Here is a 26062-nt window from a genome sequence, read left to right on the forward strand (position 1 = left end):
CTCGATTCATCGTGTCGCAAGTCCCGGCGGTAAGACCGCATGACATTCTCGTCGGAACTGCATCTAGAAACCACGCGCCGCAATATCAGCAAGCGGGAGACCGCGCCAGCGCAAGGCGGGTACGATTTACTGAATTCAGGCGTTTTCAGGCGCTTGTGCGATTTTCGCCCGACGACACTGACCGCAGGTAGCCTGAGACCTGGACGCGGTCACGCCCGGCCCGCTTTGCTTCGTAAAGTGCCGCATCGGCGAGGCTAAGCACAGTTTCGAAAAGCACGCCCGATTGGGAACCCACCGCGATTCCGGCGCTGACCGTGCAGCGCACGCGGTCAACCCCGACCGTGATGTCACGGGCACCGAAACGATTGCGGATATCGTTGGCGATCCGCTCGGCGCGCCCCGGCAGAACATTGTCGAGAAGGACGGCGAATTCCTCGCCGCCCAGTCGCGCGGTGTTGGGGCCCGGCGTTTCCACCAGCAGATCCTCGGCAAAGATCTTCAGCACTTCATCGCCGACCGCATGACCGTACTGGTCGTTGATTGTCTTGAAACGGTCGATGTCGAACACGATGACTGCGCTGGAGGTGCCCAGCATCCGACCGCCGTTGCGCTCGAACATGGCGCGGCGGTTCATCAGTCCGGTCAGCGCATCGGTCATTGCCTCGCGCCGATGCAGCGCTGCCATGCGCCACTGGTGAAGCGCCAGCGAGAGCGCGCCGATGCCTGTCATGCCGGCGATGCAGATGCCGATATTGAGCGTCTCGGCCCAGTTGTTCGGGGCGTGACCCAGCACCCACTGCTGGTTGGCAATGAGGACGGATGCACACAGAACGAAGGAAAATCCGCTCATCGCATAAAGGATGGCCATGCCGGTCAGCGGACCGGGCGCTTCGCTGCGCGCCAGCCAGTATTGCCATGCCGTACCGCCAAGAAGCAGCGCTGCTGCAATGTTCATCAGGATGAAGCCCAGCCCGTCGAGACCGCCGATCATCAGCGGCAGACCCGGGGCGATCGCCGCAAGCGCCAAAAGTGCGGCAAGCCGCCAGGGCCTTGCACCGGTGCGGAACTGCACGGAAGCACCGTATATCACGCTGAGGCCGGAGATCATGAACACGTATGCGACGGATGCGGTCAGGGTACCGGCTTCGGCCGTGTAGAAGCCATAGGCGAAGATGCCGGTTACCGTCATGCTCAATGCGATGACCAGCGTCAGCAGGAAAGAATCGGTCCGCCTTGAAAACCAGGTGCCGAACAAGGTCACCATCAGGCACGCGGCAGAAACGCCGAGCGCAAGCAGAAGAGATTTATAGTCTAGCGTCATGCCGGCAAACTCTTCGGTGATCGAAGTCAGGTAACGGGCGGAAAACTATCTCCCGTTTGTCTCCAAATTATTACCAAGCAACCGTCAAGCTTAAATTTCCTGCCAAATGCCGCTTAGGTTTCAACGACTTCCCAGTGCAGCGGAAACATCGGATCAAACACGGTGATGAGGCCAGCCCCCGTGTCCCGCTTGTCCGGGAAAGCAACCGGATCAGCCTGGCGAACCATCGAGATGCGTTCTTCGTTGGGCGCCAGACCATACCAAGCAGGGCCGTTCAGCGAGGTGAAGGCTTCGAGCTTGTCGAGCGCGTTATCCTGTTCGAACACATGGGCAAGGCAGCTCATGGTGTTGAGCGAGGTATAGATGCCGGCGCAACCGCAACCGCATTCCTTCAGCGGATCCACATGCGGCGCCGAATCGGTGCCGAGGAAGAAGCGGGCATCGCCGGAAGTCGCAGCGGCTCTCAGCGCCAGCCGATGGTTTTCGCGCTTGGCGACCGGCAGGCAGTAATAATGCGGGCGGATACCGCCCACCAGAAGCGCGTTGCGGTTGATGATCAGGTGATGGGTGGTGATCGTTCCGGCCAGATTGGATTCGGCCGACTTGATATAGTCGATGCCGTCGGCCGTGGTCACATGCTCCATCGTCACCTTCAGTTCCGGCAGGCGCTTGCGCAGCGGATCGAGAACGGTCTCGATGAAGACGGCTTCGCGGTCGAAGATATCGACGTCCGGCGTCGTGACTTCGCCGTGTACGCAAAGCGGCAGGCCGATCTTTGCCATGCGCTCGAGCGCCGGCATCGCCTTGTCGAAATCGCGCACGCCACCATGCGAGTTGGTGGTGGCACCGGCGGGGTAGAGTTTGACTGCGGTGATCAGGCCGCTGTTCTTGCCGTCTTCGAGATCATTGGGATCGGTCTGTTCCGTCAGGTACAGCGTCATCAGCGGTTCGAACCGGTCGCCCTTGGGCAATGCCGCCATGATCCGTTCGCGGTACGCTCTTGCGTCTGCGGTCGTGACCACCGGCGGGACCAGATTGGGCATGATGATCGCGCGCGCGAAATGCCGGCTGGTATCGCCGATCACCCCTTCGAGAACCGCGCCGTCGCGCAAATGCAGATGCCAGTCGTCGGGGCGGCGGATACTGATGGTATTCATGGGGCCTCTGGGCGGTTGTTGGCGCTGGAAGAGTTCATCCCCCTTAGCATCAACATTCCGCTCAAAACAATCACCGCGACAACAAACTGACGCGGACGATAGTGTGGAACCCCATCACTACACGCCCCGATTACACGCAAATGTGCACAGGCTGGATACCATTTATCAATGAAAGCTTAAGATCGGCAGGAACCAGTCTGCATTTCCGGCGTTCGTCCACCAATCGAACAGTTCTACCAGCCGGAGCGAGAAGATGAAATCCCTTAATTCGAAAGTCAACAGGGGATTGGCAATTGCAGCAGGCGCTGCCGCAGCTTTCTGTGCATTGACGGTTTCCCTGAGTGCCCAAGAGCGTTCCAACCTCCTCGTGACTGTAGCTCTTCAGACCGAGTGCGACCAGCTTGCCGGCAGCCCGTTCGACGAGCAGCGCAATGGTTCATTTGCTCCGGTCGATATCGCAAACATCGACGTTAAGGCCGTTGATGCGTGCCGCACCGCTTACGAGGCGACCGGCAACCCGCGTTTCGCCTATCAGCTGGGCCGCGCACTCAACAATTCCGAACAGGCCGATCAGGCGATGACGGCTTATAATGTAGCTGCCGAAGCAAACTACCCTGCAGCCAAGGTTAACTTCGGCATGCTGATGGGCCGCCTGGGTGACGAGCAGCAGGAATTCCGTCTCTATACAGAAGCTGCAAACGGCGGTAACCGGCTCGCAGCCTACAATCTTGGCGTCGCCTATCGCGATGGCCTGGGAACTCAGGTCGACGTCACCAAGGCGCTCACCTGGTTTGAAAAGGCAGCTGCTGAAGGCGACGATACCGCTGCGTTCAACATCGGCGCGATTTATGACGAAGGCACGATGTTGCCGGCCGACGATCAGACGGCGATCGCCTGGTACGATCTGGCTGCACAGCGCGGCAATACCGATGCGATGATCAACCTCGGCCTGATGTACGAAAGCGGCGAGGGCATTACGGCCGATGCGCAGAAGGCGGTCGACCTCTATCGCAAGGCTGCCGAGAAGGGCGACCTGTTCGGCGCACAGAAGGTCATGGAATTCCAGGAACTCGGCATGATCCCAGCTCAGCCGAAGCAGGACATGAACGAGGGTATGAACACGCTGGTTCTGAAGCAGGGCGACATTGAGACTCCTGCCAAGAACGGCAGAGATATCTAAGACCGTCGAGACGACGCAAGGCTCGCCAACGGCCTACGCTTAGATCTCTCCGGCTGACGGACCCCAGACATCCGTCATCGCGAAACCATCGGCCAGTGGGTCGAACGGATCAAGCGCGATCTGGTGCAGACCAAATGTGAACCCGCGTCCCGCTATCGTCGGGATGATCGCAGTTTTACCGGCAACCGTCGTTTCGGCAGCCAATCCCACTTCGAACTGAGTGCCGATGATGGAGCGCGAGATGAAGCTGTCTCCGACCTTTGCCCTGCCGCGCGCGTGAAGCGTTGCGAGATTGGCCGAGTTGCCGGTGCCGCAGGGCGACCTGTCTGCCCGGCCCGGCCACATCGTCGTGCAGGTTCTGACCGTGCCATCCGCTTCCGTATCGCGAAACATCACATAAGCAACGCCGTAAATTTCGGGAATTTCAGGGTGTACGACCTCGACCTGCCGGTTGACCAGATCCTTCAGGATCATGCCGGCCTTGACCAGTTCCGCGGCATTGCCCTTCTCGATCTTCAGGCCGATCTGGTCGACATCAACCAATGCATAGAAGATGCCGCCGTATGACAGGTCGAGCGTGACATCTCCCCATTGCGGTGTGCTGATCGTCACATCAAGCTGATGGACGAAGGACGGCACCATGGTGAGCTTCACCTTCTCGCATCGTCCGTCGCGGCAGGTAGCAACGGCCCTGACGAGGCCCGCAGCCGTTTCCAGCGTCACGATCGTCTCGGGCTCCTTCATCTCAACGATACCAGCTTCCAGAAGCGCGGTGGTGGCGCAGATGGAGTTGGACCCGGAACTGGCATGCGCCTGATCCGGCTGGAGAATCACAAAGGCTGCATCCGCATCCGGATGCTTCGCCGGCAGCAGCAGGTTGACGGAACCGATCGGGGCGCCACGCGGTTCCAGGCAGAGGAAGCGGCGCAGTTCGTGACCCTTGGGATCGGAATTCAACCAGGCAAGCTGGGCTGCGACCGTATCGCCCGGGATTTTGGGGACACCACCGATTGCGACCCGTCCGATCTCACCTTCGGCATGGACATCCAGTAACTGGATCGTGCGTTTCCATCTCATGTTTCGCCCCTGACGCGCTTGAACCTTTTGCCGGATCTCACCGGCCTGATCTCTTTGAAACCGGCCTCAGCGAAGCCAGAGGTACCGGAAGCCCATGTTTCGGTCCGGCGCGCGATGATACGGAACGAGCCTTGTCCGGAAATCGGTGGCGGAAAGACCGGTCGCGCTTTCCAGCATTGCCGCATCGAGTTTCGGCTCGACAACGGCACCGTCTCCATCCGCCTCGATCACGAGGACCGGCGGCGCGAGATCCCGCATCGCGCGCTTGCCCGATGCACTGTCGATGTCGAACACCGGTACATCGGGAAACTGCATGCGGATATTGCCGGAAAGATGCATCCCGAGTGCCAGGATGGTTGCCGGGCGATCCTCTGTGCGGATCTGCTTTGCCAGGTCAGCAAACGGCATATTGATACGGCCCGGAGGTCCAAGCAGGCCTGCCGTCAGAACCTTTGCCGGCCCCGGTACCAGCACGACCACCATGATCACCAGAAACACGGGGACCAGCCGTTTGAAACCCAAACCAAGGTCGGCCCCGGCGCGATCGAATTTCAGCAGCAGATATAGCGGCAATGCCAGCAGATAAGGGTCGAGCCAGCGCTCGGTGATCCGTGTCGTTCCAGCCACGAGGACGACCGCAACCACGCCGACCAGCGAGAACAGCATGATGCGGCCAAACAGCGTGGTCCAGCGATCCCCTGCCCTGACCGCCCGTTTGACCGACGACTTGAATGCAAGTGCCAGCACGACGACAGCCAGTGCGCCGAAGGCGAGGCAGGCGACGAGGAGCGATCCGAGCGCCTTGGTGACGCGGAAAATACCCTGCGGCGCATCCGACTCGACCATTTTGCCGAGCGTGCCACGCGTTGCGAGATCGAGATTGCCGAGAAGCCAGACCGCGTGCGGCAGGACGATGGCAATGCAGATGACGGCGGCGAGCAGCATGCGCGGATCAAGAAGACGCGGGCGCCAGTCCCGATCGAGCGCAACCGCCACGATCGTCGCGGCCGGAAGGATGACGAAATTGTACTTCGAGATCGTACCGATCCCGATCGCAACGCCGATGATCGCATATCCCTGCCAGTCAGGACGCACCAGCGTGCGGCAAAGACCGTAGAAAAACAGGGAGGTCGCCATCAGAAGCGCGATCGTGTGCGTGAGGTCCTGCTGCGGCATGAAGGAGACCTGCGGCAGCAGCGTCAGGCTGAGCATGGCAAGGCCGGCAAAGCTGCGGCTGACCTGCAGTTCCCGCGCGGCAAGGCCCATGAACAGATAGACCAGGAACAGCATTCCGAACCGGGGCAGCGCCAGCGACAGCAGCGAGATGTCGAGCGCGCCAACGAACAGGTTCTGTACCCAGTTGTAGAAAGGCGGCTGCGGTCCGTAGCCGAGCAGCCAGAACTGCGAGTTGAGCGACTGCTCAGCCTCGTCGAGCGTCAACGAATTGGGAAGCGACACGCGAATGGCGATGCTGAGTATGAAGTAGATGCCGAACAACACCGCGACCGGCTTCACACCGCCGGAAAGAAAGCCGGAGATGCCCCCACTAGCGCCGGAGCCACCATCTCTCGATGACAGCATGTTTGCGTTCTGCATGGTTCTCGCTCCGAATTGACGGAACAGCAGGTCGCATATCCCCTATCGACAAATCAACAAAAATGATTGCCGGCGGACCGAGAGTTGAGAGAACATTTTTGGGAAGAAGAGAATGGCGCACCCGAAGAGATTCGAACTCCTGACCCCCAGATTCGTAGTCTGGTGCTCTATCCAGCTGAGCTACGGGTGCGTCTGCAAGCAGTGTGTTTTGCTTGCGTGGCGATCCTCTAAATGCTGCGGCAAAGGATTGCAAGCGATTTTCGGTCAGCGGCTGTCATTTTCATGTCAAATAGTTCGCAAGCCCCTGAATTTGCGTGATTTTGCGATCAGGCGCGGGCGCGGTAGTCGTCCAGCGATACGGGACGGTCGGGAATTTCGATGCGGAACTGAGTACCCTCGGTCGGCTTTTCCACCAGCGCAATCGTGCCGCCATGGGCAAGGACAAGCTCGCGTGCGATCACCAAGCCAAGACCGGTGCCGCCGGACCGGGCCGAACCGCGGAAGGCCGAGAACAGGTTCTCGCGGGCCTTGCGGGGCATGCCGGGGCCGGTGTCGTCGATCATGATGCTGACGACGCTGCCGACCCTGTGGGCTGAGACCGTGATGCGGCGCGCAATCGACTTGTCGTCCGGCTCGAACGTCACCAGCGCCTGCAGCGCGTTGCGGCAGAGGTTGTGGATCACCCGGAAAATCTGTTCGCTGTCGCAATCGACCTCGAGATCGACGGCGATCTGATCGTGAAATTCGATGCCGGCATCAGGATCAATGGCAAGGATGTCGCGCACTTCCTGGAAAAGTTCGGCGAGCAGAATCCTGCGCCGCTTCGGCGCGGCTTCAGAGGCCTGCCCGTAAGCCAGCACTTCGGTCGTGTAGCCGACGGCGCGGTCGATCGTGCGCAACAGTTTTGGTGCGAAGCTGCGCACCATCGGATCTTCGACATCGGTCAGGCGGTCCGACATCAGCTGCGCTGACGCAAGGATGTTGCGCATGTCGTGGTTGATCTTGGAGACGGCGAGACCGAGATCGGCCAGGTTGCGCTGTTGTTTCAGCGTCCGCTGCAGCTCCGTCTGCATGGCCGACAAATGCCGGCCGGCGACGGCGAGCTCGCCACGAGACCGGTCGGCAGTAAACACACGCGCAGGATCTTCCGGCTGCTCGGAAAATTTCTGCATGCTTTTCGTCAGGCGGCGGATCGGCAGGATCATCATGCGGTTGATGGCGAGGAAGATAAGAACTGCCGTGATGATCGAAATCAGGAGTGACAGGAGAAACATCATCTTCGCGTATTTGAGCATATCCTTGCGCAGAGCATCGTCGGTCATTACCAGTTCGATGATCATGTCACTTTCGCCGATCGGGCCGTAGATGCGCATGACGCGTCCGCCGCCCAAAAACAGCGTGTCCAGCGCGTCGCGCATCGTCACCAGAAGCGGCGTATCGGTCAGATCATACTGCTCGTCGATCTGCGGCGGCACATCGACTGCTGCCAGCAGGCGCGAGGTCCCGTCCTTGCGCAGCGCAATCACCTTGGTTCCTGTGGCAAGAAGCGTGTCGTCCTGCACGGCGCGGGGCAGTTCCGCCGGCTGAAGTCCGTCGATGACAATCCCGGCCGCAGCGGCAGTATCCAGCCGGTCACGCAGCCAGTTCATCCGCATGCCGGCAACAGACGGCATGAAGATCAGGATTTCGGCCAGCATCACGAAAACGATCGTCAGCCAGAGAAGACGACCGGAGAGCCCACGGAAAAGCTGCGGCATCTGCTCGGCAGACGCCCTGGAGGCTGTTCCGGTCTGCGCCGATTGCTCCTGCTTTGGAGTTTCGGCCGCATCATCCATGTGGCTCGTCATCGTTATCTCGCCTGTCCAGCCGTTCGGTGGTGGCTGCAATCATCTGCATATTCTAGCTTTCTGGCGCATTTTTTCCACCCCCCAACCGGAAGTCGGCCTTGGAGCGTTTCCTGAGCTAGATTGAAGCACGACAGAACCGACAAAAACAAAGGGCCCGGATGGACGATACCACCTGGGCCCCTGTTCGCTTGCACGGTTGGTTCGGCTCAGAACTCTTCCCAGTCCGCGCTTGCCGACGGCGCCGCTGCCGCAGCGGCGGATCCGCCGCCAAAGGCGCGGGCGATCGATTTGGTCATGGTCTTGACTGGGGACACGCGGGGCGCCGGTGTTCTTGCAGTGGCAGAACCGGAAGCGACTGCGACGAGCCCACGATGACCCGACGCTTCTCCGTCGATCCGGAACTTGGATACGAGTGCGAAAAGATTGTCCGCTTCACCGGAAAGCCTTGAGGTCGCGGCGGATGTTTCTTCCACCATCGCGGCATTTTGCTGCGTCACCTGATCCATCTGGTTGATGGCGCTGTTGATCTCCGCCAAGCCGGTCGCCTGCTCGCGCGATGCAACGGCGATCGAGTTGATGTGATCGTTGATGCTGATGACGCGGGATTCAATGTCGGACAGGGCATGGCCGGTGTTCTGGACGAGACGCACGCCGGCCGCTACTTCGTCACCGGACTTGCCGATCAGCGCCTTGATATCCTTGGCCGCACTGGCAGACCGCTGCGCCAGTTCGCGCACTTCCTGTGCGACGACGGCAAATCCCTTGCCGGCTTCGCCCGCACGAGCTGCCTCGACACCGGCGTTGAGCGCCAGGAGGTTGGTCTGGAAGGCGATCTCGTCGATGACGTTGGTAATCTGGGCAATCTCGCGCGATGCCTGCTCGATACGGCCCATGGCGTCGACGGCGCTGCGCACCACCTCACCGGACTGCACGGCACTGGTCTTGGCTTCGCTCACCATCACGGTCGCCTCGGTGGCGCGCTCTGTCGAGGTCTTCACGACAGCTGTGATCTCGTCGAGTGCCGCCGAGGTTTCTTCCAGAGCTGCTGCCTGCTGCTCGGTGCGCTTGGAGAGATCGTTGACGGCGGAGCTGAGTTCGGATGCTCCGTCGTTCATCGCGCCGGTTCCGGCACGGATGTTGCGCATGGTGCCACGCAGCGTGTCCATCGTCGCATTGACGTTCTGCTGCAGTTCGGCAAAGGCGCCCTTGAAATGGCCGGCCATGCTGTCGTCGAACTTGCCTTCCGCCAAGCTGCCGATGACACGGCGCGTTTCCGCCACGCCTGCATCGACACTTGAGACAAGCTGATCGACATTGCGTGCGAACCGGTCGAGGTTTTCATCGCCCCACTGCTTGTCTATGCGCCGCGAAAAATCACCTTCGACCGCTGCGCCGACGACGTTGGCCATGCGCGCCTGAAGATCATCGTTCTTCGATCGCATCTCTGCTTCGGCACCGCTCATCCGCGCCACCTCGAGGCCGTTCTTCTTGAACACGCCGACAGCCTCGGCCATGTCTCCGATCTCGTCGGCACGGCCGGCAAAGGGCACAGCTGCAGCGTAGTCGCCGGTGGCCAGGCGCTTCATCGAAGACGTGAGCTCGAGAATTGGCTGGCTTATCTGCTTGCGACCGAGCGAAATTCCGAATGCCAGACCACCCATCACACCCAGCAGGGTAGCGCCGAGCACGCTGTAGAAGATCATGTCGCCAAAGCCGTCGATTTCGGCGCTGAGCTTGTCCATCGCCGCCTGGTCGATCTTGACGATTGCGTCGATCTGCTCCTGGTAAGCCTTGCGGTTGGCGCGATTGGCGTCGTTATTGCCCTGAACGTTGGCGGCCTGTGGCCCTTCGGCTTGGCCCAGACGCGCAGTCTCGGAGCGGAAGGCCTTAAATTCCTGGAAGCGCGCGACGAGCTTGTCGAAGATTTCCTTCTCCTCCGCCGGGACGGTCGGCCCCCAAGCGGCGAGGAGCTTCTCGATTTCGGCAAGCGATTTCATGATACCATCGCCGAACGGCTTGGCGCTTGCTGCGTCCTTGGCTGCATAGACGCCCCGCGCATCCATAACAACGGCCGTCACCATGCGGTTAAGATGCTCACCCTGGTACACGCGCTGCGCAACAGCAGCATAGTCTCTGGTCTGCTGATTGTATTTCTGGACTGCGAAGAGCGATATGCCACCGATGACACAGGTTACAACGCTCATCACACCAACGAGCATGTTGATCTTGGCTCTTATATTCACAATGCATTCCCCCGAAGCGACAAATTAAAAAATGCGGAGGGCCCTAAACCCCTACATCTTGATGGTGCGAGAAATAGCACTGAGAGATTAACATTTGTTGATGATCAAAAGCTCAATTAGTGAGCGCCTGCCTAGTCTAGCGCTGCCTCGCAACTGACTGAAGTCTCCCAAATCCACGAAAATACATGGGGTGTACTCCGGAAAAGCACGGTTTTCATCCGTCAGGCTTACAGGACATGGAAAGCGCGTTGGGACACAAGCGTTAACGCGACATCCAGAATCCAGCCAGCTTCGTCAGACACTTGCCCGGAACCGAGCGCAATCGCGGTGCTGCGATTGACTTTTCGCGCCTCTTCCCCTTATAAGCCGCGCACGTTCACAAGGCTCAAAGTCGCATTGCGGCCGGCGCCCGAACGTTTACTAAACGCTCTTGCTTTTAACGAAGCAAACTTCAAGAAGGGCCGCACACCGCGGTATTAAAAAAATGAAGCGTACCTACCAGCCGTCCAAGCTTGTCCGCAAGCGTCGTCACGGCTTCCGCGCCCGTATGGCAACCAAGGGTGGCCAGAAGGTTCTTGCCGCTCGCCGCTCACGTGGCCGCGCTCGTCTCTCGGCTTAACGCCGGGATGCCCGGATAGCGGGCGATGACGACCGAACCTACGAACAAGAAGACTGCCGGGCGGCTGAAAAGCCGGCCGCAGTTCCTTGCCGTGCGAAAGGGTGAAACCCGACGCGGCCGGACTTTCCTTCTGGAAGTCCTTGATCGACATCAGCCGGACGAAGCGCCGCGGGTCGGATTTACTGTTACCAAGAAGCACGGCAACGCGGTTGAACGAAACCGCATGCGCCGCCGCCTGAAAGAGGCGGTTCGGCACTCAGCCGCATTTGCAATGAAGAACGGACACGACTATGTCATTGTCGCGCGGAGGGAGGTCCTCAAGACCCCGTTTGCAGACATGACGGCACAGCTCATCGAGCGCATCGAAAGCCTGCCGAAATCGAAGCGGTCCGAGGAGACCCTTTCCAGGAAAGCATGATGGAAAAAAACCGCAATTACTTCATCGCGATCGCACTTTCTGTGATGATCGTCCTTGCCTGGCAGTTCCTCTATATGAACCCGAGGATGGAAGCTCAGCAGCGCGCCGACGAAGCACGGCTTGCGCAGCAGCAGCAGACCACCGAGCAGGCCGGACAGAACTTCACGCCGGAAAGCCCGGGCGCTGCAACCTCGACCGGCAACCTTCCTGGCGCAAACCAGGCGCAGGCGACGGCTACCCGCGAAGAGGCGCTTGCAAAGTCTCCGCGCGTTGCGATCGAGACCGCGGCCGTCTCGGGCTCCATCAACCTGGTCGGCGCTCGCTTCGACGATCTGAAGCTTCGCGAATATCATGAGACGGTCGACGACAAGAGCCCGATCATCACGCTATTCTCCCCGGCCGATACCAGAGACGGCTATTTCACCGAGCTTGGTTACATCGGCAGTGACACCAGCGGCACCGTACCCGGTTCCGGCACGCGGTGGACGCTTGCTGGCGGCGACCGGCTGACGCGCGAAACTCCGGTGACGCTGTCGTTCACGAACGACAAGGGCATCGTATTCAACCGCACCATCGCGATCGACGAACACTACATGATCACGGTCAACGACAAGATCGACAACCCGACCCAAGAGCCGGTTTCGATCTCCTCCTATGGCCGCGTGACCCGTTACAACAAGCCGGCAACGCCGTCCGTCTGGGTCATCCACGAAGGCTTCATCGGCGTTCTCGGTGCCGACGGCAGCCTCAGCGAACATACCTATCACAATATCGAGGAAGAGGCTGTCGCCAACACGAAGGCGACCGGCGGCTGGCTCGGCATTACCGACAAATACTGGGCCTCGACGATCGTGCCGCCACAGGCGATGCCGTTCGAATCCCGCTTCACGCATTTCACCGACGGCCAGCCGCGTTACCAGGCGGATTACAAGGGCGACGCGCTTTCGATCGCTCCCGGCCAGTCGACAGAGCTGAAGAGCCTCGTGTTTGCCGGCGCCAAGGAAGTTCCGCTGATCGACCAGTATGTCGAGCAGCTCAAGATCCCGCATTTCGATCTGGTGATCGACTGGGGCTGGTTCTACTTCATCACCAAGCCAATGTTCAAACTGATGGACTTCTTCTTCCGTCACGTGGGCAATTTCGGCGTGGCAATCCTTTTGACAACCGTCGTCGTCAAGCTGCTCTTCTTCCCGCTGGCGAGCAAGCAGTATGCCTCCATGGCCAACATGAAGCGCATGCAGCCGCGGATGGAAGAGCTGAAGGCCAAGCACGGTGATGACCGCATGGCCCTTCAGCAGGCGATGATGGCGCTCTACAAGGAAGAAAAGATCAACCCGATCGCCGGTTGCTGGCCGGTGGTGCTGCAGATCCCTGTCTTCTTTGCGCTCTACAAGGTGATCTATACCACCATCGAAATGCGGCATGCGCCGTTCTTCGGCTGGATCCAGGACCTTTCCGCGCCGGACCCGACATCGCTGTTCAATCTGTTCGGTCTTCTGCCTTACGACGTCCCGCATTTCTTGATGATCGGCGTCTGGCCTATCATCATGGGCATCACGATGTTCATCCAGATGCGCATGAACCCGACGCCGCCGGATCCGACACAGGCGATGATCTTTACCTGGATGCCGTTGGTCTTCACCTACATGCTGGCGTCCTTCCCGGCCGGTCTCGTGATCTACTGGGCATGGAACAACACGCTTTCGGTGTCGCAGCAGGCCCTGATCATGAAGCGCCACGGCGCCAAGATCGAGCTGTTCGACAACATGAAGGGGCTGTTCAAACGAAAGCCCGCGGCGTCCAAATAGCTATTCTTCAGAAACCCCGGTTCGCCGGGGTTTTTCTTTGGCCGATTGAGAGCCTAGCGAGCGGAAAGCGACATTGGCTGGCGTGGGTGGATCAGTCCCGCCTTTGGGCCGGCGCTAGGTTGCCCGAGGCAAGTTCCGCAAGCAGAGTAGAACATGCTGACGCTGGAATTGCTCCAGCAACCGGAGCAGTCCCATGCCCGCGCCCTTCCCGCCGCCCACCCCACCGGGTCCACCCTTGGCCGGCACGATCCCCGCGAGCCTTCCCGGCTCGGAATACCGTATCGGCGCCCTGCTCGTCTTCGGCTCTGCTTTTGCCTGGAGTTTCGGCGGTGCGATCGCCCGCTTTCTCGATATTCCCGACAGCTGGACGATCGTGTTCTGGCGCAGCCTGTTCGGCACCCTGTTTCTGCTCGCCTTCATGCTGCTGCGCGACGGACCGCGCGGCACGGTGGCACTGTTTCGCAGCATGGGCTGGCCGGGCCTTTCGGTCGGCCTCTGCTTCATGGTGGCGTCCACCTGCTTCATCATATCGATCCAGTATACGACCGTCGCCAATGTGGTGCTGCTCGGTGCCGGTGTGCCGCTGTTTGCGGCGCTGATGGTCTGGCTGTTTTACGGCGAGCGCATATCGGGCGTTACCTGGCTTGCGATCGGCACCGTGATCGTCGGTGTCGGCATCATGGTATCGTCCTCGTTTACCGGAAAGGTCTCGCCGCTCGGAGACGGTCTGGCGCTGATCATTCCGCTGGTGTTTGCGCTGGCGACCGTCATCACCCGCCGTTACCCGCATGTGCGGATGACACCCGCCACCTGCTTCGGATGCTTTGCAGCCGGCATGATCGCGCTGACGATGTCTTCGAACCTCGCGGTCACCCCGGGCGAACTCGGTATTCTCTTCATCTTCGGTGCGCTCAATCTCGGGCTCGGCATGGCACTGTTCGTCACCGGTGCGCGGCTTATCCCCTCAGCGCTGGCTGCCCTGCTCGGCACTGGTGAAACCGTTCTCGGGCCCGTCTGGGTCGCCGTGATCCATGGCGAGATCCCGGCACCGCGCACAATCGCGGGCGGGGTGCTGATCCTTGCGGCGCTCATCACCCATCTGACATTCGAGTTTCGTCGCCAGAAGAGACAGAACCGGTCGGACGCTTGACATATGGGGCTAAAACCCGGAAGCGATGTCCTTGAATTGAAGACAGGACGACGAGACCATGGCCGCAGACCATAATTCCGAGGAAAAGACGCTGTTCGGCCGCGCGTGGATCTTTATCCGCGGCGTGCCCTCGATGGAGTTTCTGCCGCCGGAAGGACCGCTTGAGATCGCGTTTGCCGGACGCTCGAATGTCGGCAAGTCCTCGCTGATCAATGCGCTCGTGGGCTACAAGGGGCTGGCGCGCACATCCAACACGCCGGGCCGCACACAGGAACTGAACTATTTCGTGCCCGACGGCTATTCCGGCCAGGCAGGCGACCTGCCGCCGATGGCGCTGGTTGACATGCCCGGCTACGGCTATGCGCAGGCGCCGAAAGAAAACGTCGATGCCTGGACGAAGCTTGTGTTCGATTACCTGCGGGGCCGCGCCACGCTGCAGCGCGTCTATGTGCTGATCGACAGCCGCCACGGCATCAAGAAGAACGACGAGGACGTGCTCGACCTGCTCGACAAGGCCGCCGTGTCCTATCAGATCGTCTTGACCAAGACGGACAAGATCAAGGATCCTGCGGTTCCGAGGCTGATTGCCGAGACGCTAGAAAAGATCCGCAAGCGGCCCGCTGCCTATCCGGAAGTGCTGTCGACATCGTCTGAAAAAGGCCGCGGCCTGGACGAGCTGCGCGCTGAGATCATGAAGACCATCGGCCGGTAAATCTCCCGAAACGCAAAAATCCGGCCGCCTGTGACAGGCGACCGGATCTCTATCCGAGGCTTTGACCTGTTTAGGCCAGCCGTTACATCTTCGGCAGCAGAACCTTGTCGATGACGTGAATGACGCCGTTCGACTGCTTGACGTCGGCGATCGTCACAGTGGCCACACCACCGGTTTCGTCGGTGAGCGTGATCTTGCCCATGCTTTCCTTGGCCTTCAGAACGCAGCCGCCGACGGTCTTGACGTCATGCGTCCCCTTGTCGTCCTTGATCATCTTTTCGATCGCCGTCGACATGGCGTTCGCGGCCACCACGTGGCAGGTAAGGATCTTGGTCAGCTGCGCCTTGTTTTCCGGCTTCAGCAGGGTTTCGACAGTGCCCTTCGGCAGCGCAGCGAAGGCTTCGTTGGTGGGCGCGAACACGGTGAACGGACCTTTGCCCTGCAGGGTCTCGACGAGGCCCGCAGCCTTCACGGCGGCGACCAGCGTCGTGTGATCCTTGGAGTTCATGGCATTCTCGACGATGTTCTTGTCTTCATACATGGCAGCGCCACCGACCTTCGGGTTTGCGGCGTAGGCGCCGGCAACGGAGGCGGACAGGATTGCGGCGCATGCGGCAAGGCGGATTGCGGATTTAAACATTGTTCTCTTCCTCTCTACAGCCTGAACGACCCCGGCGCTGAAGGCGCCTCCCAGGTCCGGCTTTCCCTCTGTGGGGACATGGCTAGAGACGAGAGGAAAGCGGGAAGAGTTTCAAAGGCTGGCGACGCGAAGACAGAAATCCGCTATGCCTTTGATTTAGCATCCCTTAATTAGAGATCCCGGATCTTTCCGACGGCGAGAACCGGCCCGGTCCGGTGACCGGTCGGCGAGCCGCCCAATGGTTCAAGGCTGACGGCGAAGGACGCGCCGTTCTCGACACGCTTGCGATGCCCGGCCGGCACTTCGATCGTGTCGCTGCCGCTTTCCGGCAGGATACCGAGCGAGATTGCCTCTTCACCGCTGCCGGGGACAAGCCACAGTTCGAGCGAGCGGCGTTCCGCCGTCGTTGCGGCAACGGGCGTCAGCTGCAAGCGACCGCTGGCACCGTCATAACGGGCCCGCAGGCCGAATGCATTGCCTTCGCCGCTCAGTTCCGCGACCAGTTGCTTGCCCGGTGCAGAGCCGCCCACAGGTCCGCCGATCCAGCCTGATGACAGCGACACATAGGTCACCAAAAGGGCAACGGACGCGAACGACAGGCCGCGCCACAGAAGCAGCGAGTTCCACCATCCGCCGCGCGCCATCTCGCTTCCGAAACCGTTCTGGGAGAAGATGCGCTTTTCGATCTTTGCGTAGATGCCTTTCGGCGGGCGTTCATCGCCGTATTCCGCATCGAGGTCGGAAGAGAGGTTTTCCTGCCAGCGCATCACCATGGCGGCAAAGGCCGCATCGCGGACGATGCGATCCTCGACGCGGCGGCGCTGGTCAAGCGGCAGGACGCCGAGCACATATTCGCCAGCCAGAAGCTGGTCGCGGGAGCGATCGTTTTCGCTTTGGTCTGGTGTCGTCATCGGTCCAGGCACTCCCTCAGCTTGAGAAGGCTGCGCCTCAGCCAGGTTCGCATCGTATTCAGCGGCACGCCATGGCGTTCCGCCAGTTCCTGATAGGTCAGTCCCTCCACATAGGCGCTTTTGACGGCACCTGCGCGGTCAGGATCGAGCTCCTGCATGCAGCTGTCAATGCGCCTTCCTTCACCGCGCATCACCGACGCCTCCTCCGGATCAGGACCGAGGTCGGCGATATCCGTCCTGTCTTCCAGAGCGTCCGTCACGGGCCGGCGGGCGCGAAGGCGGTCGATCGAATGGTTTCGGGCGATTGCGACGAGCCAACCGGCTGCGCTTGTTCCCGAAGGGGCAAACCGATCGGCTCTCTGCCATATCCGCACGAAAATCTCCTGCAGGGCATCTTCTGATTCGGCCCTATCCTTCAGGATACGCAGGCAGACTGCGAATAGTTTCGGCGAAACGCCGGAATAAAGCTTTGTGAATGCCGTCCGGTCGCGCAAACCTACGCGGCCGATCAATTCGGCAATCTCGCGATCACTCACCAAAACCAAAGCCTCCCCGTGCGGCACAAGACGCAACGCATCGCCGCCACATACACGCCTGACCGTAATTTTGCTCATGAATTATTTGATCTGTCAAAAACATGCGTTAAAAGGCCCCACACATTTCCCCAGAGGTATTTCCATGACGGCTTCGGAAAGCGAACTTCAGGCACAACTTCTGGCACAGGCGCTGCCCTATATGCAGCGCTACGAGAACAAGACGATCGTCGTGAAATACGGCGGCCATGCGATGGGCGATATGGCTCTGGGCAAGGCTTTCGCGGCCGATATCGCCCTTCTCAAGCAGTCCGGCGTCAACCCGATCGTCGTTCATGGCGGCGGCCCGCAGATCGGCGCGATGCTGACCAAGATGGGCATCGAATCGAAATTCGAGGGCGGGCTTCGCGTCACCGACGCAAAGACGGTCGAGATCGTCGAGATGGTCCTGGCCGGATCGATCAACAAGGAAATCGTCGCGCTGATCAACCAGACCGGCGAATGGGCGATCGGGCTCTGCGGTAAGGACGGCAACATGGTGTTTGCCGAAAAGGCCAAGAAGACCATCATCGACCCTGATAGCCACATCGAGCGCGTGCTCGACCTCGGCTTCGTCGGCGAGGTTGTCGAAGTTGACCGGACGCTGCTCGACCTGCTTGCCAAATCCGAGATGATCCCGGTGATCGCCCCGGTCGCACCCGGCCGCGACGGCGCGACCTACAACATCAATGCCGACACGTTTGCGGGCGCCATTGCCGGCGCGCTGCATGCCACCCGCCTCTTGTTCCTCACCGACGTTCCAGGCGTGCTCGACCGCGACAAGAACCTGATCAAGGAACTGACCGTCGCGCAGGCACAGGCGCTGATCAAGGATGGCACGATTTCCGGCGGCATGATCCCCAAGGTCGAAACCTGCATCGAGGCGATCCGCGCAGGCGTTCAGGGCGTCGTCATCCTGAACGGCAAGACCGCGCATTCGGTGCTGCTCGAGATCTTCACCGAACACGGTGCGGGCACGCTGATCGTTCCCTGATCAGCAGCAAGAGCTCGGCCCTCAGGACATCAGAAGGCCGAGAATGCCGCAGACGATCAGCAGGCAGCCCGACAGTTCCATGCGGTTCAGCCGTTCGTGGAACAGGAAATAGGACGAGGCGAAGGTGAAGATCAGCTCGATCTGGCCGAGCGCCTTCACATAGGCCACCTGCTGCAGCGTCATCGCCGTGAACCAGCAGGCGGAGCCGACAACGCCAGCGAGCCCGACCAGCGCCGAGGAGCGCCAGGTGCGCACGACCTGGACAATCTCTCGCTTGTCCTTCCACAGCATCCAGATCAGCATGAAAACGGTCTGGAATATCGTGACGCATGTCAGCGTGACGGCGGCCTGCATGATCGAATTGGGTCCGTTGAGCGACAGCGACGCGGAGCGGAAGGAAATCGAGGCGATGGCGAAGAGGCCGCCCGAGGCCATGCCGATCAGCGCGATCCTGCCGACCATGGCGGTGCCGAGATTGCGCCACGAGAGCGGTAGATTGGCCATCGAGATCAGCATCACCCCGATCACCCCGACGATGATCGCCACTATGCCGCCGGTGGTCAGTTTGTCGCCCAGAATGATAAAGCCGAAAATCGCCGCCTGCACCGGCTCGGTCTTCGAATAGGCGGTGCCGACCGCGAAATTCCTTAGCGAAAACAGATAGACCAGAAGCATGGTCGCGAATATCTGCGCAAGCCCGCCGAGCACGACCCAGAAGACGAACTCAAGATCCGGGCTGGGCAATGCATAGCCCACACCGAAATGCAGAACGAGCACGTAGATGACGGCGAGCGGAAATCCGTAGCCGAAGCGCACGAAGCTTGCGCCGCGGGTTCCGAGCGAGCCTTGCAGATGCTTCTGAAGCGCTGACCGCAAATTCTGACAAAAAGCGGCAGCGATGGTGATGGGGATCCAAAGTTCCATCCCAAGGCGGTATCACGCAGGGTCACGACCGGCCAAGGTCGGCGCGGCGTGTAAATGTTCGTAGGGGCGGATTTTCTTCCCGTTCAAACGCTGGCATAACACGGCTATGGACAAGACGCCGAAGACTGCCCCCGACGCCGCCGATTTCGCAAATATCCGTGACTGGGTTTTCGATCTCGACAACACGCTCTACCCGCATCACGTCAATCTGTTTTCGCAGATCGACAAGAACATGACGGCCTATGTGCAGGAATTGCTGCAACTGGAGCATGACGAGGCCAAGCGGCTGCAGAAGCAGTATTATCACGAGCATGGCACGACGCTGCAGGGCCTGATGCTGAACCACGGTATCGATCCGGACGGGTTTCTCGAACAGGCGCATGCGATCGACTACTCGGCGCTGTTGCCGCATCCGGAACTGGGCGCGGCAATCCGGGCGCTTCCCGGCCGCAAGTTCATCTTTACCAATGGCAGCGTGCCGCATGCGCAGGCGGCTGCCCGCGCTCTCGGCATTCTCGACGATTTCGACGACATCTTCGATATCGTCGCCGCCGGTTACCTGCCCAAGCCCGCCGGCGAGACCTACGATAAGTTTGCGGCCCTCCACACGGTCGATACGAAGAATGCCGTGATGTTCGAGGACTTGCCCCGCAACCTCGTCGCGCCGAAAGCGCTCGGCATGCGCACGGTGCTGCTGGTGCCGCGCAACCTCGATACTGTCGTCATTGAGCGCTGGGAAAAGTTTTCCGACGAGGACGATCACATCGATTACGTCACCGACGATCTCACCGCATTCCTGTCAGGCCTCAAATTCGCGTAGGCCGCGCCTTACCAAAAGTTCATCTACATTACAGATGTTTAAGTGGTTTTGACCAGTTGCCGATCCTATCTTCAGGCTATCGAAGCAACCGGAAAGGACCACTCGATGATCGCGAAGAAGATAGTTTTGGCAAGCCTGAGCGCTGCTCTTATCGCTGGCGCAGCCATCCCCGCCTTCGCTGCACCAGGCCCTGACGGACCACGCCACCATGAAGGTCGACGCGGAGGCCCTGACGGCGGCCCGCATGGCGGTCCACGCGCTGCGATTATGCAGGATGTAATGTTCGTTCGCCTTCTCAAGCAGGCGGATACGAACAAGGACGGCAAGATTTCCAAGGAAGAGCTGACCGCTCGCCAGGAAGCGCTTTTCGCCGAGATCGACCTCAACAAGGACGGGTCCATCACTCGCGGTGAAATGGTTGATTTCCGTGACAACAAGATGGCCGAGTTCCGCAAGAACAACCCGCCGCCGACGCCTGAAGAGGCTGAGGACGAAGGCCCGGATGCAGACGGCCCGATTGCAGAAGGACCCGAGGGTGAAGGCCCTAAGGCTGAGGCCCCCAAGGCTGACGGACCACGTGCCGACCGCGAACAGGCCCGTGACCGCCACCACGACCGGCATGAGCGCCGGGAAGCTCGCAGGGACCGCGGTCCAAGGGGTGGACCAGACGGCGGCATGATGGGTCCTGCCATGTTCCGCATGATCGACGAAAACCGCGATCGCAAGATCAGCAAGGAAGAGGCCGCAGCCGCCACCGAAAAGCTGTTCGCCCGCATGGACACGAACAACGACGGACAAATCACGATCGACGACCTGCCGGACCGCCCCCTCTAGTTCTACGCCCCCCTGAACTAGACCGGTAGTCGTCTGATGGACCCGCCTTCCCTTCCGGGAGGCGGGTCCAGTCGTTTCAACTGTCCAAAACGTGTCAGAGCCGCGCCTCGACGGCCGATACCTCAGGGATAGACGGCTGGGCGCCTCTTTCGAGGCAGGCGAGCGAGCCCGCAACGGCTGCGCGCCGCAGGGCATCCGCAAAGCCTATCCCCTGATCGAGACTAGCAGCCAGATAGCCGCAGAACGTATCGCCGGCACCCACCGTGTCGACGGGCTCGATCTTCAGGCCCTTGGCCGACAGGATTTCACCACCAAACATGGCAACGACACCTTCGCCGCCAAGCGTGACCACGAATGTCTGGCCGGTCTCACTGTGAAGGCGGCGCAAAACCTCTTCGCGAGCCTTGGCATCTCTGATGGTGCAACCTGCGAGCAACTCGAATTCGGTCTCGTTGGCGACGACGATATCGGCGAGGCCGGATAGTCGAACCGCATCTGCCGTCAGCGGCGCAGTGTTGATCATCGTCCGGATGCCCTTCGCCTTTGCTGCGCGCAGTGCCGCCTCGACGGCTGCCGGCGGGATCTCGAGCTGCAGCATCAACGTGTCGGATGGAGACATGGCCTCCACCGCGCCCTGCGCCTGCGCCTCGCCGATCGTGCCATTGGCACCGGGCACGACGGCGATCATGTTCTCGCCGCTGTCATCGCCGACCAGGATCAGTGCTGTGCCGGTCGAAATGTTTGTCCGCGTGACCGCTGACAGGTCGGTTCCGGATGCCTGGAGCAAAGCCAGCGCCGGGTCTGCAAAACCGTCGTTTCCGACCGCGCCGACCATGCGCACGTCGCTGCCTGCGCGGCGGGCGGCCAGTGCCTGGTTCGCACCCTTGCCGCCGGAGGCCGTCGCAAAGGTCGAACCCACAACCGTTTCGCCCGGGCCCGGCAACCGCTCCGTCGTTGCGATAAGATCCATGTTGATGGAGCCGAAGACGGTAATCATGCTGTGCCTGCCTGTTTTGTGAAATGCGGGCTGACACTGCCCGAGAGGATCAGTCCTCGTCAACTACCCTCAGGCGCAGCGATCCGGTGCGGCTCTCGACTGCGCCGGATGCCGGAGCTGCGGGGGTTGGTCCAGCGTGGGGTATCGGGGCGGCCACTGGTGCTTCCAGTTCGAGCGCTTCGATCCTTGCACCGCGCCGGCCGAGCTTTTCGGTCGACGTCACGATCTGCTCGACGTCCTTCTGGGCTGCGAAGAAATGCGATTGCAGCTTACGGGTCCGCTCGTCGAGGCGACCGAGATCCTCCATCAGCAAGGCCACCTCGCCCTGGATCAGATGCGCCTGTTCGCGCATGCGCTGGTCTTTCAGCACGGCCTGGATGACCTGGATTGACAGCATCAGCAGCGACGGCGAGACGATGACGATCCTCGCGCGCTGCGCCTTCTGGATCACGCCCTCGAAATGCTCGTGGATCTCGGCAAAAATCGATTCGGACGGCACGAAGAGAAAGGCGGTGTCCTGCGTTTCTCCGGCGATCAGGTATTTCTCCGAGACATCGCGGATATGGACTTCCATGTCGCGACGGAATTGCTGGGATGCGGCACGGCGTGCTTCGGGAGCAGCCGCTTCGCGAAACGCATTCCATGCCTCCAGCGGAAATTTCGCGTCGATGACGAGCGGTGGCAAGCTGTTCGGCATGCGGATCACGCAGTCCGGTCTCGACCCGTTCGACAGGGTCTTCTGGAATTCGAAGGCACCCATCGGCAGGCCGTCGGAAACGATCGCTTCCATCCGGCCCTGACCAAAGGCGCCGCGCGTCTGCTTGTTGGAGAGGATGGCCTGCAGTCCCACGACATCCTTGGCAAGGCTCTGAATGTTGTTCTGGGCAGCATCGATGACGGCCAGACGCTCCTGCAACTGGCGCAGGTTGTCATGGGTGGATCTGGTCTGTTCGGTAATGGTTGCGCCGATCCGGTGGGTCATGCCATCGAGCCGCTGGCCGACGACCTGGCTGAGTTCGACCTGGCGCGCGGCAAGCGTTTCGCCCATCGCCGAAAGCCTGCCCTGCATCTCACCCTGCATCCGCATCAGTTCCCCCATGCGGGCCTCGGCGTCTTCCGCCTGACGGCCGCTGCCTCCGGAAAGGCGCATGAGAAACAGCATGAGAAGCATGCCGAAGACGCAGGAAGCGGCCATCAGCACCATCGGGTGCTGGCTCTCCAGAAAACGGGAAATCTCGGGGAACAGGTCATTCATGGCGGCAAGCTAGCAGAAAACCGCGGATTGGAAAGATCAAAACAGGAACATTGATCGAAAACGGCGATCCGGGGCTGTTCCATCGGCGAAAAAGATAGGTTATGGGATCGCCATGACGATCAAGCCGCTTATCATTCTTCCAGATCCGCTCCTGCGTCAGGTGTCCAAGCCTTTCGAACGGGTGGACGACGCACTTTTGAAGCTCGCGGACGACATGCTGGAAACCATGTACGACGCTCCGGGCATCGGCCTTGCCGGGATCCAGATCGGCGTTGCCCGCCGCATTCTCGTGGTCGACGTGTCGCGCGAGGAGGACGAGAAGAACCCGATCGTCGTGATCAATCCGGAAATTATCCGCTCTTCGGACGAGCGATCGGTGTATGAGGAAGGCTGCCTTTCCATCCCGGAATACTATGCAGAGGTGGAGCGCCCCGCTTCCGTGACGGTCAAGCATATCGGACGCGACGGCAAGGAACACGTGATCGAGGCCGATGGCCTGCTCGCCACCTGCCTGCAGCACGAGATCGACCATCTGGACGGCGTGCTGTTCATCGACCATATATCGCGGCTGAAGCGCGAAATGGTGGTCAAGAGGTTCACCAAGGCTGCCAAGGCGAAGGCGGTCTAGCGATCGTTTGCAGGCAATCTCGGTTTGAAGGCGCGTTCCTTGCGGGCGCGAAAGGTCCATGTCTCTTCGCATCATCTTCATGGGCACGCCGGAATTTTCCGTGCCGACACTGCAGAACCTGAAGCAGGCCGGCCACGAGATCGTTGCGGTCTATAGCCAGCCGCCGCGTCCCGGTGGGCGCCGCGGGCTCGATCTCGTCAAGTCGCCGGTGCATCAGGCGGCAGAACTTCTCGGCATTCCGGTCCTGACACCGCTCAATTTCAAAAGCGAGGAAGACCGCGAGACCTTCAGGTCCTTCAAGGCGGATGTCGCCGTGGTCGTTGCCTATGGCCTGCTTCTGCCCGAAGCGATTCTGACCGGCACCCGGCTTGGATGCTACAACGGTCACGCTTCGCTGCTGCCGCGCTGGCGCGGTGCTGCCCCGATCCAGCGCGCCATCATGGCCGGCGACGACAAGACCGGCATGATGGTGATGCAGATGGAAAAGGGCCTCGATACCGGTCCGGTGGCACTCACCCGGGAAGTCGAGATCGGCGAGGCCATGACCGCGGGCGAGCTGCACGACCGCCTGATGCTGACGGGCGCCCGCGCCATGGTCGAGGCGATGGAGAAGCTGGAAGCCGGCGACCTGCCGCTGACACCGCAATCTGAGGACGGCGTGCTCTACGCGTCGAAGATCGACAAGGGTGAAACCCGCATCGATTTCTCGAGGCCCGCGCGCGACGTTCACAACCATATTCGCGGGCTCTCCCCGTTTCCCGGCGCCTGGTTCGAGGCCGAGATCAACGGAAAGCCGGAACGGATCAAGGTCCTCTCGTCCGCGATCGGCGCCGGACAGGGAGACGCCGGCACTGTTCTGGACAATCACTTGACGATCGCCTGCGGTGAAGGCGCCGTTTGTCTGACGCGGCTGCAGAAGGCCGGCGGCAAGCCGCTCGATGCCGCCGATTTCCTGCGTGGCACGGCGATGACGGCCGGAATGCGGGTCGCCTGATGCCACGTTACAAGATGATCGTCGAATATGACGGCACGTCCTATGTGGGCTGGCAGATCCAGGACAACGGTCATTCGGTGCAGGCCGCGCTGCAGAAAGCAATCCTGAAGCTGACCGGCGAGACGGTATCGGTCCGTGGCGCAGGGCGGACCGATTCAGGCGTGCATGCCTGGGGCCAGACGGTTCATACGGATCTTTCCCGCGAGTGGGTGCCTTACAAGCTGCGCAACGCCGTCAACGCCTATCTGATGACGGCATCGGAAAAGGTTTCGGTCATCGATGTCAGCCTCGTCGACGAGACCTTCGATGCGCGGTTCTCGGCCACCAAGCGGCACTATCTCTACCGCATTCTCAACCGGCCTTCTCCCTTAGCGCTCGAGGCGAACCGGGCGTGGTGGGTGTCAAAACCTCTCGATCATGAGGCGATGCATGCCGCAGCCCAGATGCTGGTCGGGCATCATGATTTTACCACCTTCCGCTCCACCCACTGTCAGGCGAAAAGCCCGGTCCGGACGCTCGACCGGCTGGACGTGACGCGCTCAGGCGATCTGATCGAGATCCGCGCTTCGGCTCAAAGCTTTCTGCACAACCAGATCCGCTCCTTTGCCGGAACGCTGAAGATCGCCGGACAAGGCAAGGTTACGCCTGAAGACGTTAGGGCAGCGCTCGAGGCACGCGACCGCAAGCAGTGCGGCCCGGTGGCCCCGCCGGATGGTCTTTATTTCATGAAGGTGGATTATCCCGACGACCGTCAGGACGGATAGACGCCCAGGAACCGCTGCAGCACCTCGGACAGAAGCATGTCCGGCACGATCAGCACCATCACCAGTGCCGTCACCAGCAGCGGCTGCGGGCCGCAAAGCATGCGCATCACTCGCGTCAGCGCGACGACGACGGCAACCAGCAGCGACAGATGTAGAAGCGCCAGAAATCCGGTCATGCCGATCGGCAGGATGAAGGCTGCCGCCAGAACTGCGTAGGCATAGGCAAACGGCACGGACAGCCAGTTGACCACGATCACCATCGTCGGGAATTTCTGGCCGAGCCCGAACAGCGCGCAGACGATGCCCACCAGAATGAGCGGCAGGATCCAGTCGATCGCCTCCAGCATGCCGAGCCGGAAGAAGAACAGGCCACCGGTCTTCGTCCCCGGCGGCATCGCCTGCAGAAACATCATCCGCCACCAGGCCCAGGTGACGAACATTGCCGGCAGACACCAGACAAAGGCCCAGAAGGAGCGCAGCAGGCCGCGGTCGGAGAGATCGAGCTGTTTGAACCCTTGCTCATCGCCCTTGATCAGCAGCCAGATGCCGGACACGTAAAACCGGACTTCAGCGTAGCTGGGCATCGGCACCTCTTGGATTG

The 26062-nt window shown here is 60.7% G+C and carries 25 protein-coding genes and 1 tRNA gene; 12 read left to right on the plus strand and 14 right to left on the minus strand.

The features are described from left to right. Nucleotides 1-145: 145 nt before the first annotated feature. Both ACQY1L_RS13010 and pyrC read right to left on the minus strand, forming a co-directional pair. Nucleotides 146-1321 carry a GGDEF domain-containing protein gene (locus ACQY1L_RS13010; protein ID WP_174195538.1) on the minus strand — a complete coding sequence of 392 codons (1176 nt, stop codon included), beginning with the start codon at nt 1319-1321 and terminating at the stop codon, nt 146-148. A 113-nt stretch (nt 1322-1434) separates the two neighbouring features. Next, nucleotides 1435-2478 (minus strand): dihydroorotase, encoded by a 1044-nt coding sequence (gene pyrC / locus ACQY1L_RS13015; protein ID WP_092663692.1) that lies wholly within the window; start codon nt 2476-2478, stop codon nt 1435-1437. 253 nt (nt 2479-2731) lie between these two features. On the opposite strand from pyrC, the gene ACQY1L_RS13020 reads away from it, so the two are divergent. Next, complete coding sequence (locus tag ACQY1L_RS13020) at nt 2732-3658, plus strand: tetratricopeptide repeat protein (RefSeq protein ID WP_082471820.1); 927 nt, start codon at nt 2732-2734, stop codon at nt 3656-3658. A 39-nt stretch (nt 3659-3697) separates the two neighbouring features. Here the strand turns inward: ACQY1L_RS13020 and ACQY1L_RS13025 are convergent, their stop codons facing one another. From ACQY1L_RS13025 to ACQY1L_RS13045, 5 genes are all read right to left on the minus strand, one after another. Beyond that, a complete protein-coding gene (locus ACQY1L_RS13025; protein ID WP_430241096.1) occupies nt 3698-4735 on the minus strand; it encodes a 4-hydroxyproline epimerase in 1038 nt (345 codons plus the stop codon). Nucleotides 4736-4801: 66 nt separating this feature from the next. Continuing rightward, nucleotides 4802-6331: a glycosyltransferase family 39 protein gene (locus ACQY1L_RS13030; RefSeq protein ID WP_430241098.1), complete on the minus strand. Its 1530-nt coding sequence runs from the start codon at nt 6329-6331 to the stop codon at nt 4802-4804. Nucleotides 6332-6444: 113 nt separating this feature from the next. Then, nucleotides 6445-6521 (minus strand) — tRNA-Arg (locus ACQY1L_RS13035). A 136-nt stretch (nt 6522-6657) separates the two neighbouring features. Continuing rightward, complete coding sequence (locus tag ACQY1L_RS13040; RefSeq protein WP_113109678.1) at nt 6658-8166, minus strand: sensor histidine kinase; 1509 nt, start codon at nt 8164-8166, stop codon at nt 6658-6660. Nucleotides 8167-8384: 218 nt separating this feature from the next. Continuing rightward, the gene (locus ACQY1L_RS13045) at nt 8385-10421 is read right to left on the minus strand and encodes a methyl-accepting chemotaxis protein (RefSeq protein ID WP_430241099.1); all 2037 of its coding nucleotides are present in this window, start codon (nt 10419-10421) and stop codon (nt 8385-8387) included. A gap of 484 nt (nt 10422-10905) precedes the next feature. Between ACQY1L_RS13045 and rpmH the strand changes: the two genes are divergently transcribed. The 5 genes from rpmH (at nt 10906) to yihA (ending at nt 15128) form a co-directional block, all read left to right on the plus strand. Next, the gene (rpmH, locus tag ACQY1L_RS13050; protein ID WP_062578914.1) at nt 10906-11040 is read left to right on the plus strand and encodes a 50S ribosomal protein L34; all 135 of its coding nucleotides are present in this window, start codon (nt 10906-10908) and stop codon (nt 11038-11040) included. Between the two features lie 25 nt (nt 11041-11065). Continuing rightward, nucleotides 11066-11458, plus strand: coding sequence for a ribonuclease P protein component (gene rnpA / locus ACQY1L_RS13055; RefSeq protein ID WP_062453971.1), 393 nt, complete (start codon nt 11066-11068; stop codon nt 11456-11458). Further along, the gene (yidC, locus tag ACQY1L_RS13060) at nt 11458-13266 is read left to right on the plus strand and encodes a membrane protein insertase YidC (protein WP_062453972.1); all 1809 of its coding nucleotides are present in this window, start codon (nt 11458-11460) and stop codon (nt 13264-13266) included. Before rnpA ends, yidC begins: the two co-directional genes overlap by 1 nt. Nucleotides 13267-13459: 193 nt before the next feature. Further along, on the plus strand, nt 13460-14416 hold the full coding sequence (locus ACQY1L_RS13065) for a DMT family transporter (RefSeq protein ID WP_430241101.1): 957 nt from the start codon (nt 13460-13462) through the stop codon (nt 14414-14416). Between the two features lie 58 nt (nt 14417-14474). Next, on the plus strand, nt 14475-15128 hold the full coding sequence (gene yihA / locus ACQY1L_RS13070) for a ribosome biogenesis GTP-binding protein YihA/YsxC (protein WP_062453973.1): 654 nt from the start codon (nt 14475-14477) through the stop codon (nt 15126-15128). A gap of 82 nt (nt 15129-15210) precedes the next feature. Here yihA and ACQY1L_RS13075 read toward each other — a convergent pair whose 3' ends face one another. The 3 genes from ACQY1L_RS13075 to ACQY1L_RS13085 all read right to left on the minus strand — a co-directional run bounded on the left by ACQY1L_RS13075 (nt 15211) and on the right by ACQY1L_RS13085 (nt 17215). Continuing rightward, nucleotides 15211-15768, minus strand: coding sequence for a fasciclin domain-containing protein (locus ACQY1L_RS13075; protein ID WP_062453974.1), 558 nt, complete (start codon nt 15766-15768; stop codon nt 15211-15213). 170 nt (nt 15769-15938) lie between these two features. Next, nucleotides 15939-16679: an anti-sigma factor gene (locus ACQY1L_RS13080; RefSeq protein ID WP_430241105.1), complete on the minus strand. Its 741-nt coding sequence runs from the start codon at nt 16677-16679 to the stop codon at nt 15939-15941. Then, entirely contained in the window at nt 16676-17215 is a 540-nt protein-coding gene (locus tag ACQY1L_RS13085) for a sigma-70 family RNA polymerase sigma factor (RefSeq protein WP_062454914.1), read from the minus strand. The genes ACQY1L_RS13080 and ACQY1L_RS13085 overlap by 4 nt, the downstream gene beginning before the upstream one ends. A 142-nt stretch (nt 17216-17357) precedes the next feature. On the opposite strand from ACQY1L_RS13085, the gene argB reads away from it, so the two are divergent. Beyond that, a complete protein-coding gene (argB, locus tag ACQY1L_RS13090) occupies nt 17358-18245 on the plus strand; it encodes an acetylglutamate kinase (protein ID WP_062578904.1) in 888 nt (295 codons plus the stop codon). A gap of 21 nt (nt 18246-18266) precedes the next feature. Here the strand turns inward: argB and ACQY1L_RS13095 are convergent, their stop codons facing one another. Beyond that, complete coding sequence (locus tag ACQY1L_RS13095; protein ID WP_192078175.1) at nt 18267-19169, minus strand: DMT family transporter; 903 nt, start codon at nt 19167-19169, stop codon at nt 18267-18269. A 106-nt stretch (nt 19170-19275) separates the two neighbouring features. On the opposite strand from ACQY1L_RS13095, the gene ACQY1L_RS13100 reads away from it, so the two are divergent. Further along, nucleotides 19276-19989 carry a pyrimidine 5'-nucleotidase gene (locus ACQY1L_RS13100; RefSeq protein ID WP_184654148.1) on the plus strand — a complete coding sequence of 238 codons (714 nt, stop codon included), beginning with the start codon at nt 19276-19278 and terminating at the stop codon, nt 19987-19989. 267 nt (nt 19990-20256) lie between these two features. After that, nucleotides 20257-20823: an EF-hand domain-containing protein gene (locus tag ACQY1L_RS13105; protein WP_430243956.1), complete on the plus strand. Its 567-nt coding sequence runs from the start codon at nt 20257-20259 to the stop codon at nt 20821-20823. A 94-nt stretch (nt 20824-20917) separates the two neighbouring features. Here the strand turns inward: ACQY1L_RS13105 and ACQY1L_RS13110 are convergent, their stop codons facing one another. After that, nucleotides 20918-21820, minus strand: coding sequence for a ribokinase (locus ACQY1L_RS13110; RefSeq protein ID WP_430241108.1), 903 nt, complete (start codon nt 21818-21820; stop codon nt 20918-20920). A gap of 49 nt (nt 21821-21869) precedes the next feature. Continuing rightward, a complete protein-coding gene (locus tag ACQY1L_RS13115; protein WP_430243958.1) occupies nt 21870-22991 on the minus strand; it encodes a DNA recombination protein RmuC in 1122 nt (373 codons plus the stop codon). A gap of 196 nt (nt 22992-23187) precedes the next feature. Here ACQY1L_RS13115 and def point away from each other — a divergent pair, with 196 nt between their 5' ends. Genes def through truA form a run of 3 tightly spaced genes read left to right on the plus strand, consistent with a single transcriptional unit; the run spans nt 23188 to nt 25461 of the window. Further along, nucleotides 23188-23703: a peptide deformylase gene (def, locus tag ACQY1L_RS13120; RefSeq protein ID WP_062578892.1), complete on the plus strand. Its 516-nt coding sequence runs from the start codon at nt 23188-23190 to the stop codon at nt 23701-23703. A 58-nt stretch (nt 23704-23761) separates the two neighbouring features. After that, nucleotides 23762-24697: a methionyl-tRNA formyltransferase gene (gene fmt / locus ACQY1L_RS13125; protein ID WP_430241111.1), complete on the plus strand. Its 936-nt coding sequence runs from the start codon at nt 23762-23764 to the stop codon at nt 24695-24697. Continuing rightward, nucleotides 24697-25461: a tRNA pseudouridine(38-40) synthase TruA gene (gene truA / locus ACQY1L_RS13130; protein ID WP_430241113.1), complete on the plus strand. Its 765-nt coding sequence runs from the start codon at nt 24697-24699 to the stop codon at nt 25459-25461. Before fmt ends, truA begins: the two co-directional genes overlap by 1 nt. On the opposite strand, the gene ACQY1L_RS13135 is transcribed toward truA, so the two are convergent. Then, nucleotides 25449-26045: a hypothetical protein gene (locus ACQY1L_RS13135; RefSeq protein WP_430241115.1), complete on the minus strand. Its 597-nt coding sequence runs from the start codon at nt 26043-26045 to the stop codon at nt 25449-25451. The two genes, truA and ACQY1L_RS13135, sit on opposite strands and share 13 nt — an antisense overlap. Between the last annotated feature and the right edge of the window lie 17 nt (nt 26046-26062).

It is taken from the genome of Neorhizobium sp. DAR64862/K0K3 (assembly GCF_050500185.1).
Taxonomy (GTDB): Bacteria; Pseudomonadota; Alphaproteobacteria; order Rhizobiales; family Rhizobiaceae; genus Neorhizobium; species Neorhizobium soli.

Bases quoted from the DNA above. Each gene is read 5' to 3' on its own strand.
- ACQY1L_RS13100 (WP_184654148.1), top strand. From the start codon at position 19,276: ATGGACAAGACGCCGAAGACTGCCCCCGACGCCGCCGATTTCGCAAAT.
- yihA (WP_062453973.1), top strand. From the start codon at position 14,475: ATGGCCGCAGACCATAATTCCGAGGAAAAGACGCTGTTCGGCCGCGCG.
- argB (WP_062578904.1), top strand. From the start codon at position 17,358: ATGACGGCTTCGGAAAGCGAACTTCAGGCACAACTTCTGGCACAGGCG.
- fmt (WP_430241111.1), top strand. From the start codon at position 23,762: ATGTCTCTTCGCATCATCTTCATGGGCACGCCGGAATTTTCCGTGCCG.
- rnpA (WP_062453971.1), top strand. From the start codon at position 11,066: ATGACGACCGAACCTACGAACAAGAAGACTGCCGGGCGGCTGAAAAGC.
- def (WP_062578892.1), top strand. From the start codon at position 23,188: ATGACGATCAAGCCGCTTATCATTCTTCCAGATCCGCTCCTGCGTCAG.
- ACQY1L_RS13010 (WP_174195538.1), bottom strand. From the start codon at position 1,321: ATGACGCTAGACTATAAATCTCTTCTGCTTGCGCTCGGCGTTTCTGCC.
- rpmH (WP_062578914.1), top strand. From the start codon at position 10,906: ATGAAGCGTACCTACCAGCCGTCCAAGCTTGTCCGCAAGCGTCGTCAC.
- ACQY1L_RS13030 (WP_430241098.1), bottom strand. From the start codon at position 6,331: ATGCAGAACGCAAACATGCTGTCATCGAGAGATGGTGGCTCCGGCGCT.
- truA (WP_430241113.1), top strand. From the start codon at position 24,697: ATGCCACGTTACAAGATGATCGTCGAATATGACGGCACGTCCTATGTG.
- yidC (WP_062453972.1), top strand. From the start codon at position 11,458: ATGGAAAAAAACCGCAATTACTTCATCGCGATCGCACTTTCTGTGATG.
- ACQY1L_RS13095 (WP_192078175.1), bottom strand. From the start codon at position 19,169: ATGGAACTTTGGATCCCCATCACCATCGCTGCCGCTTTTTGTCAGAAT.
- ACQY1L_RS13110 (WP_430241108.1), bottom strand. From the start codon at position 21,820: ATGATTACCGTCTTCGGCTCCATCAACATGGATCTTATCGCAACGACG.
- ACQY1L_RS13105 (WP_430243956.1), top strand. From the start codon at position 20,257: ATGCAGGATGTAATGTTCGTTCGCCTTCTCAAGCAGGCGGATACGAAC.
- ACQY1L_RS13020 (WP_082471820.1), top strand. From the start codon at position 2,732: ATGAAATCCCTTAATTCGAAAGTCAACAGGGGATTGGCAATTGCAGCA.
- pyrC (WP_092663692.1), bottom strand. From the start codon at position 2,478: ATGAATACCATCAGTATCCGCCGCCCCGACGACTGGCATCTGCATTTG.
- ACQY1L_RS13080 (WP_430241105.1), bottom strand. From the start codon at position 16,679: ATGACGACACCAGACCAAAGCGAAAACGATCGCTCCCGCGACCAGCTT.
- ACQY1L_RS13065 (WP_430241101.1), top strand. From the start codon at position 13,460: ATGCCCGCGCCCTTCCCGCCGCCCACCCCACCGGGTCCACCCTTGGCC.
- ACQY1L_RS13115 (WP_430243958.1), bottom strand. From the start codon at position 22,991: ATGCTTCTCATGCTGTTTCTCATGCGCCTTTCCGGAGGCAGCGGCCGT.
- ACQY1L_RS13040 (WP_113109678.1), bottom strand. From the start codon at position 8,166: ATGGATGATGCGGCCGAAACTCCAAAGCAGGAGCAATCGGCGCAGACC.
- ACQY1L_RS13075 (WP_062453974.1), bottom strand. From the start codon at position 15,768: ATGTTTAAATCCGCAATCCGCCTTGCCGCATGCGCCGCAATCCTGTCC.
- ACQY1L_RS13135 (WP_430241115.1), bottom strand. From the start codon at position 26,045: ATGCCCAGCTACGCTGAAGTCCGGTTTTACGTGTCCGGCATCTGGCTG.
- ACQY1L_RS13025 (WP_430241096.1), bottom strand. From the start codon at position 4,735: ATGAGATGGAAACGCACGATCCAGTTACTGGATGTCCATGCCGAAGGT.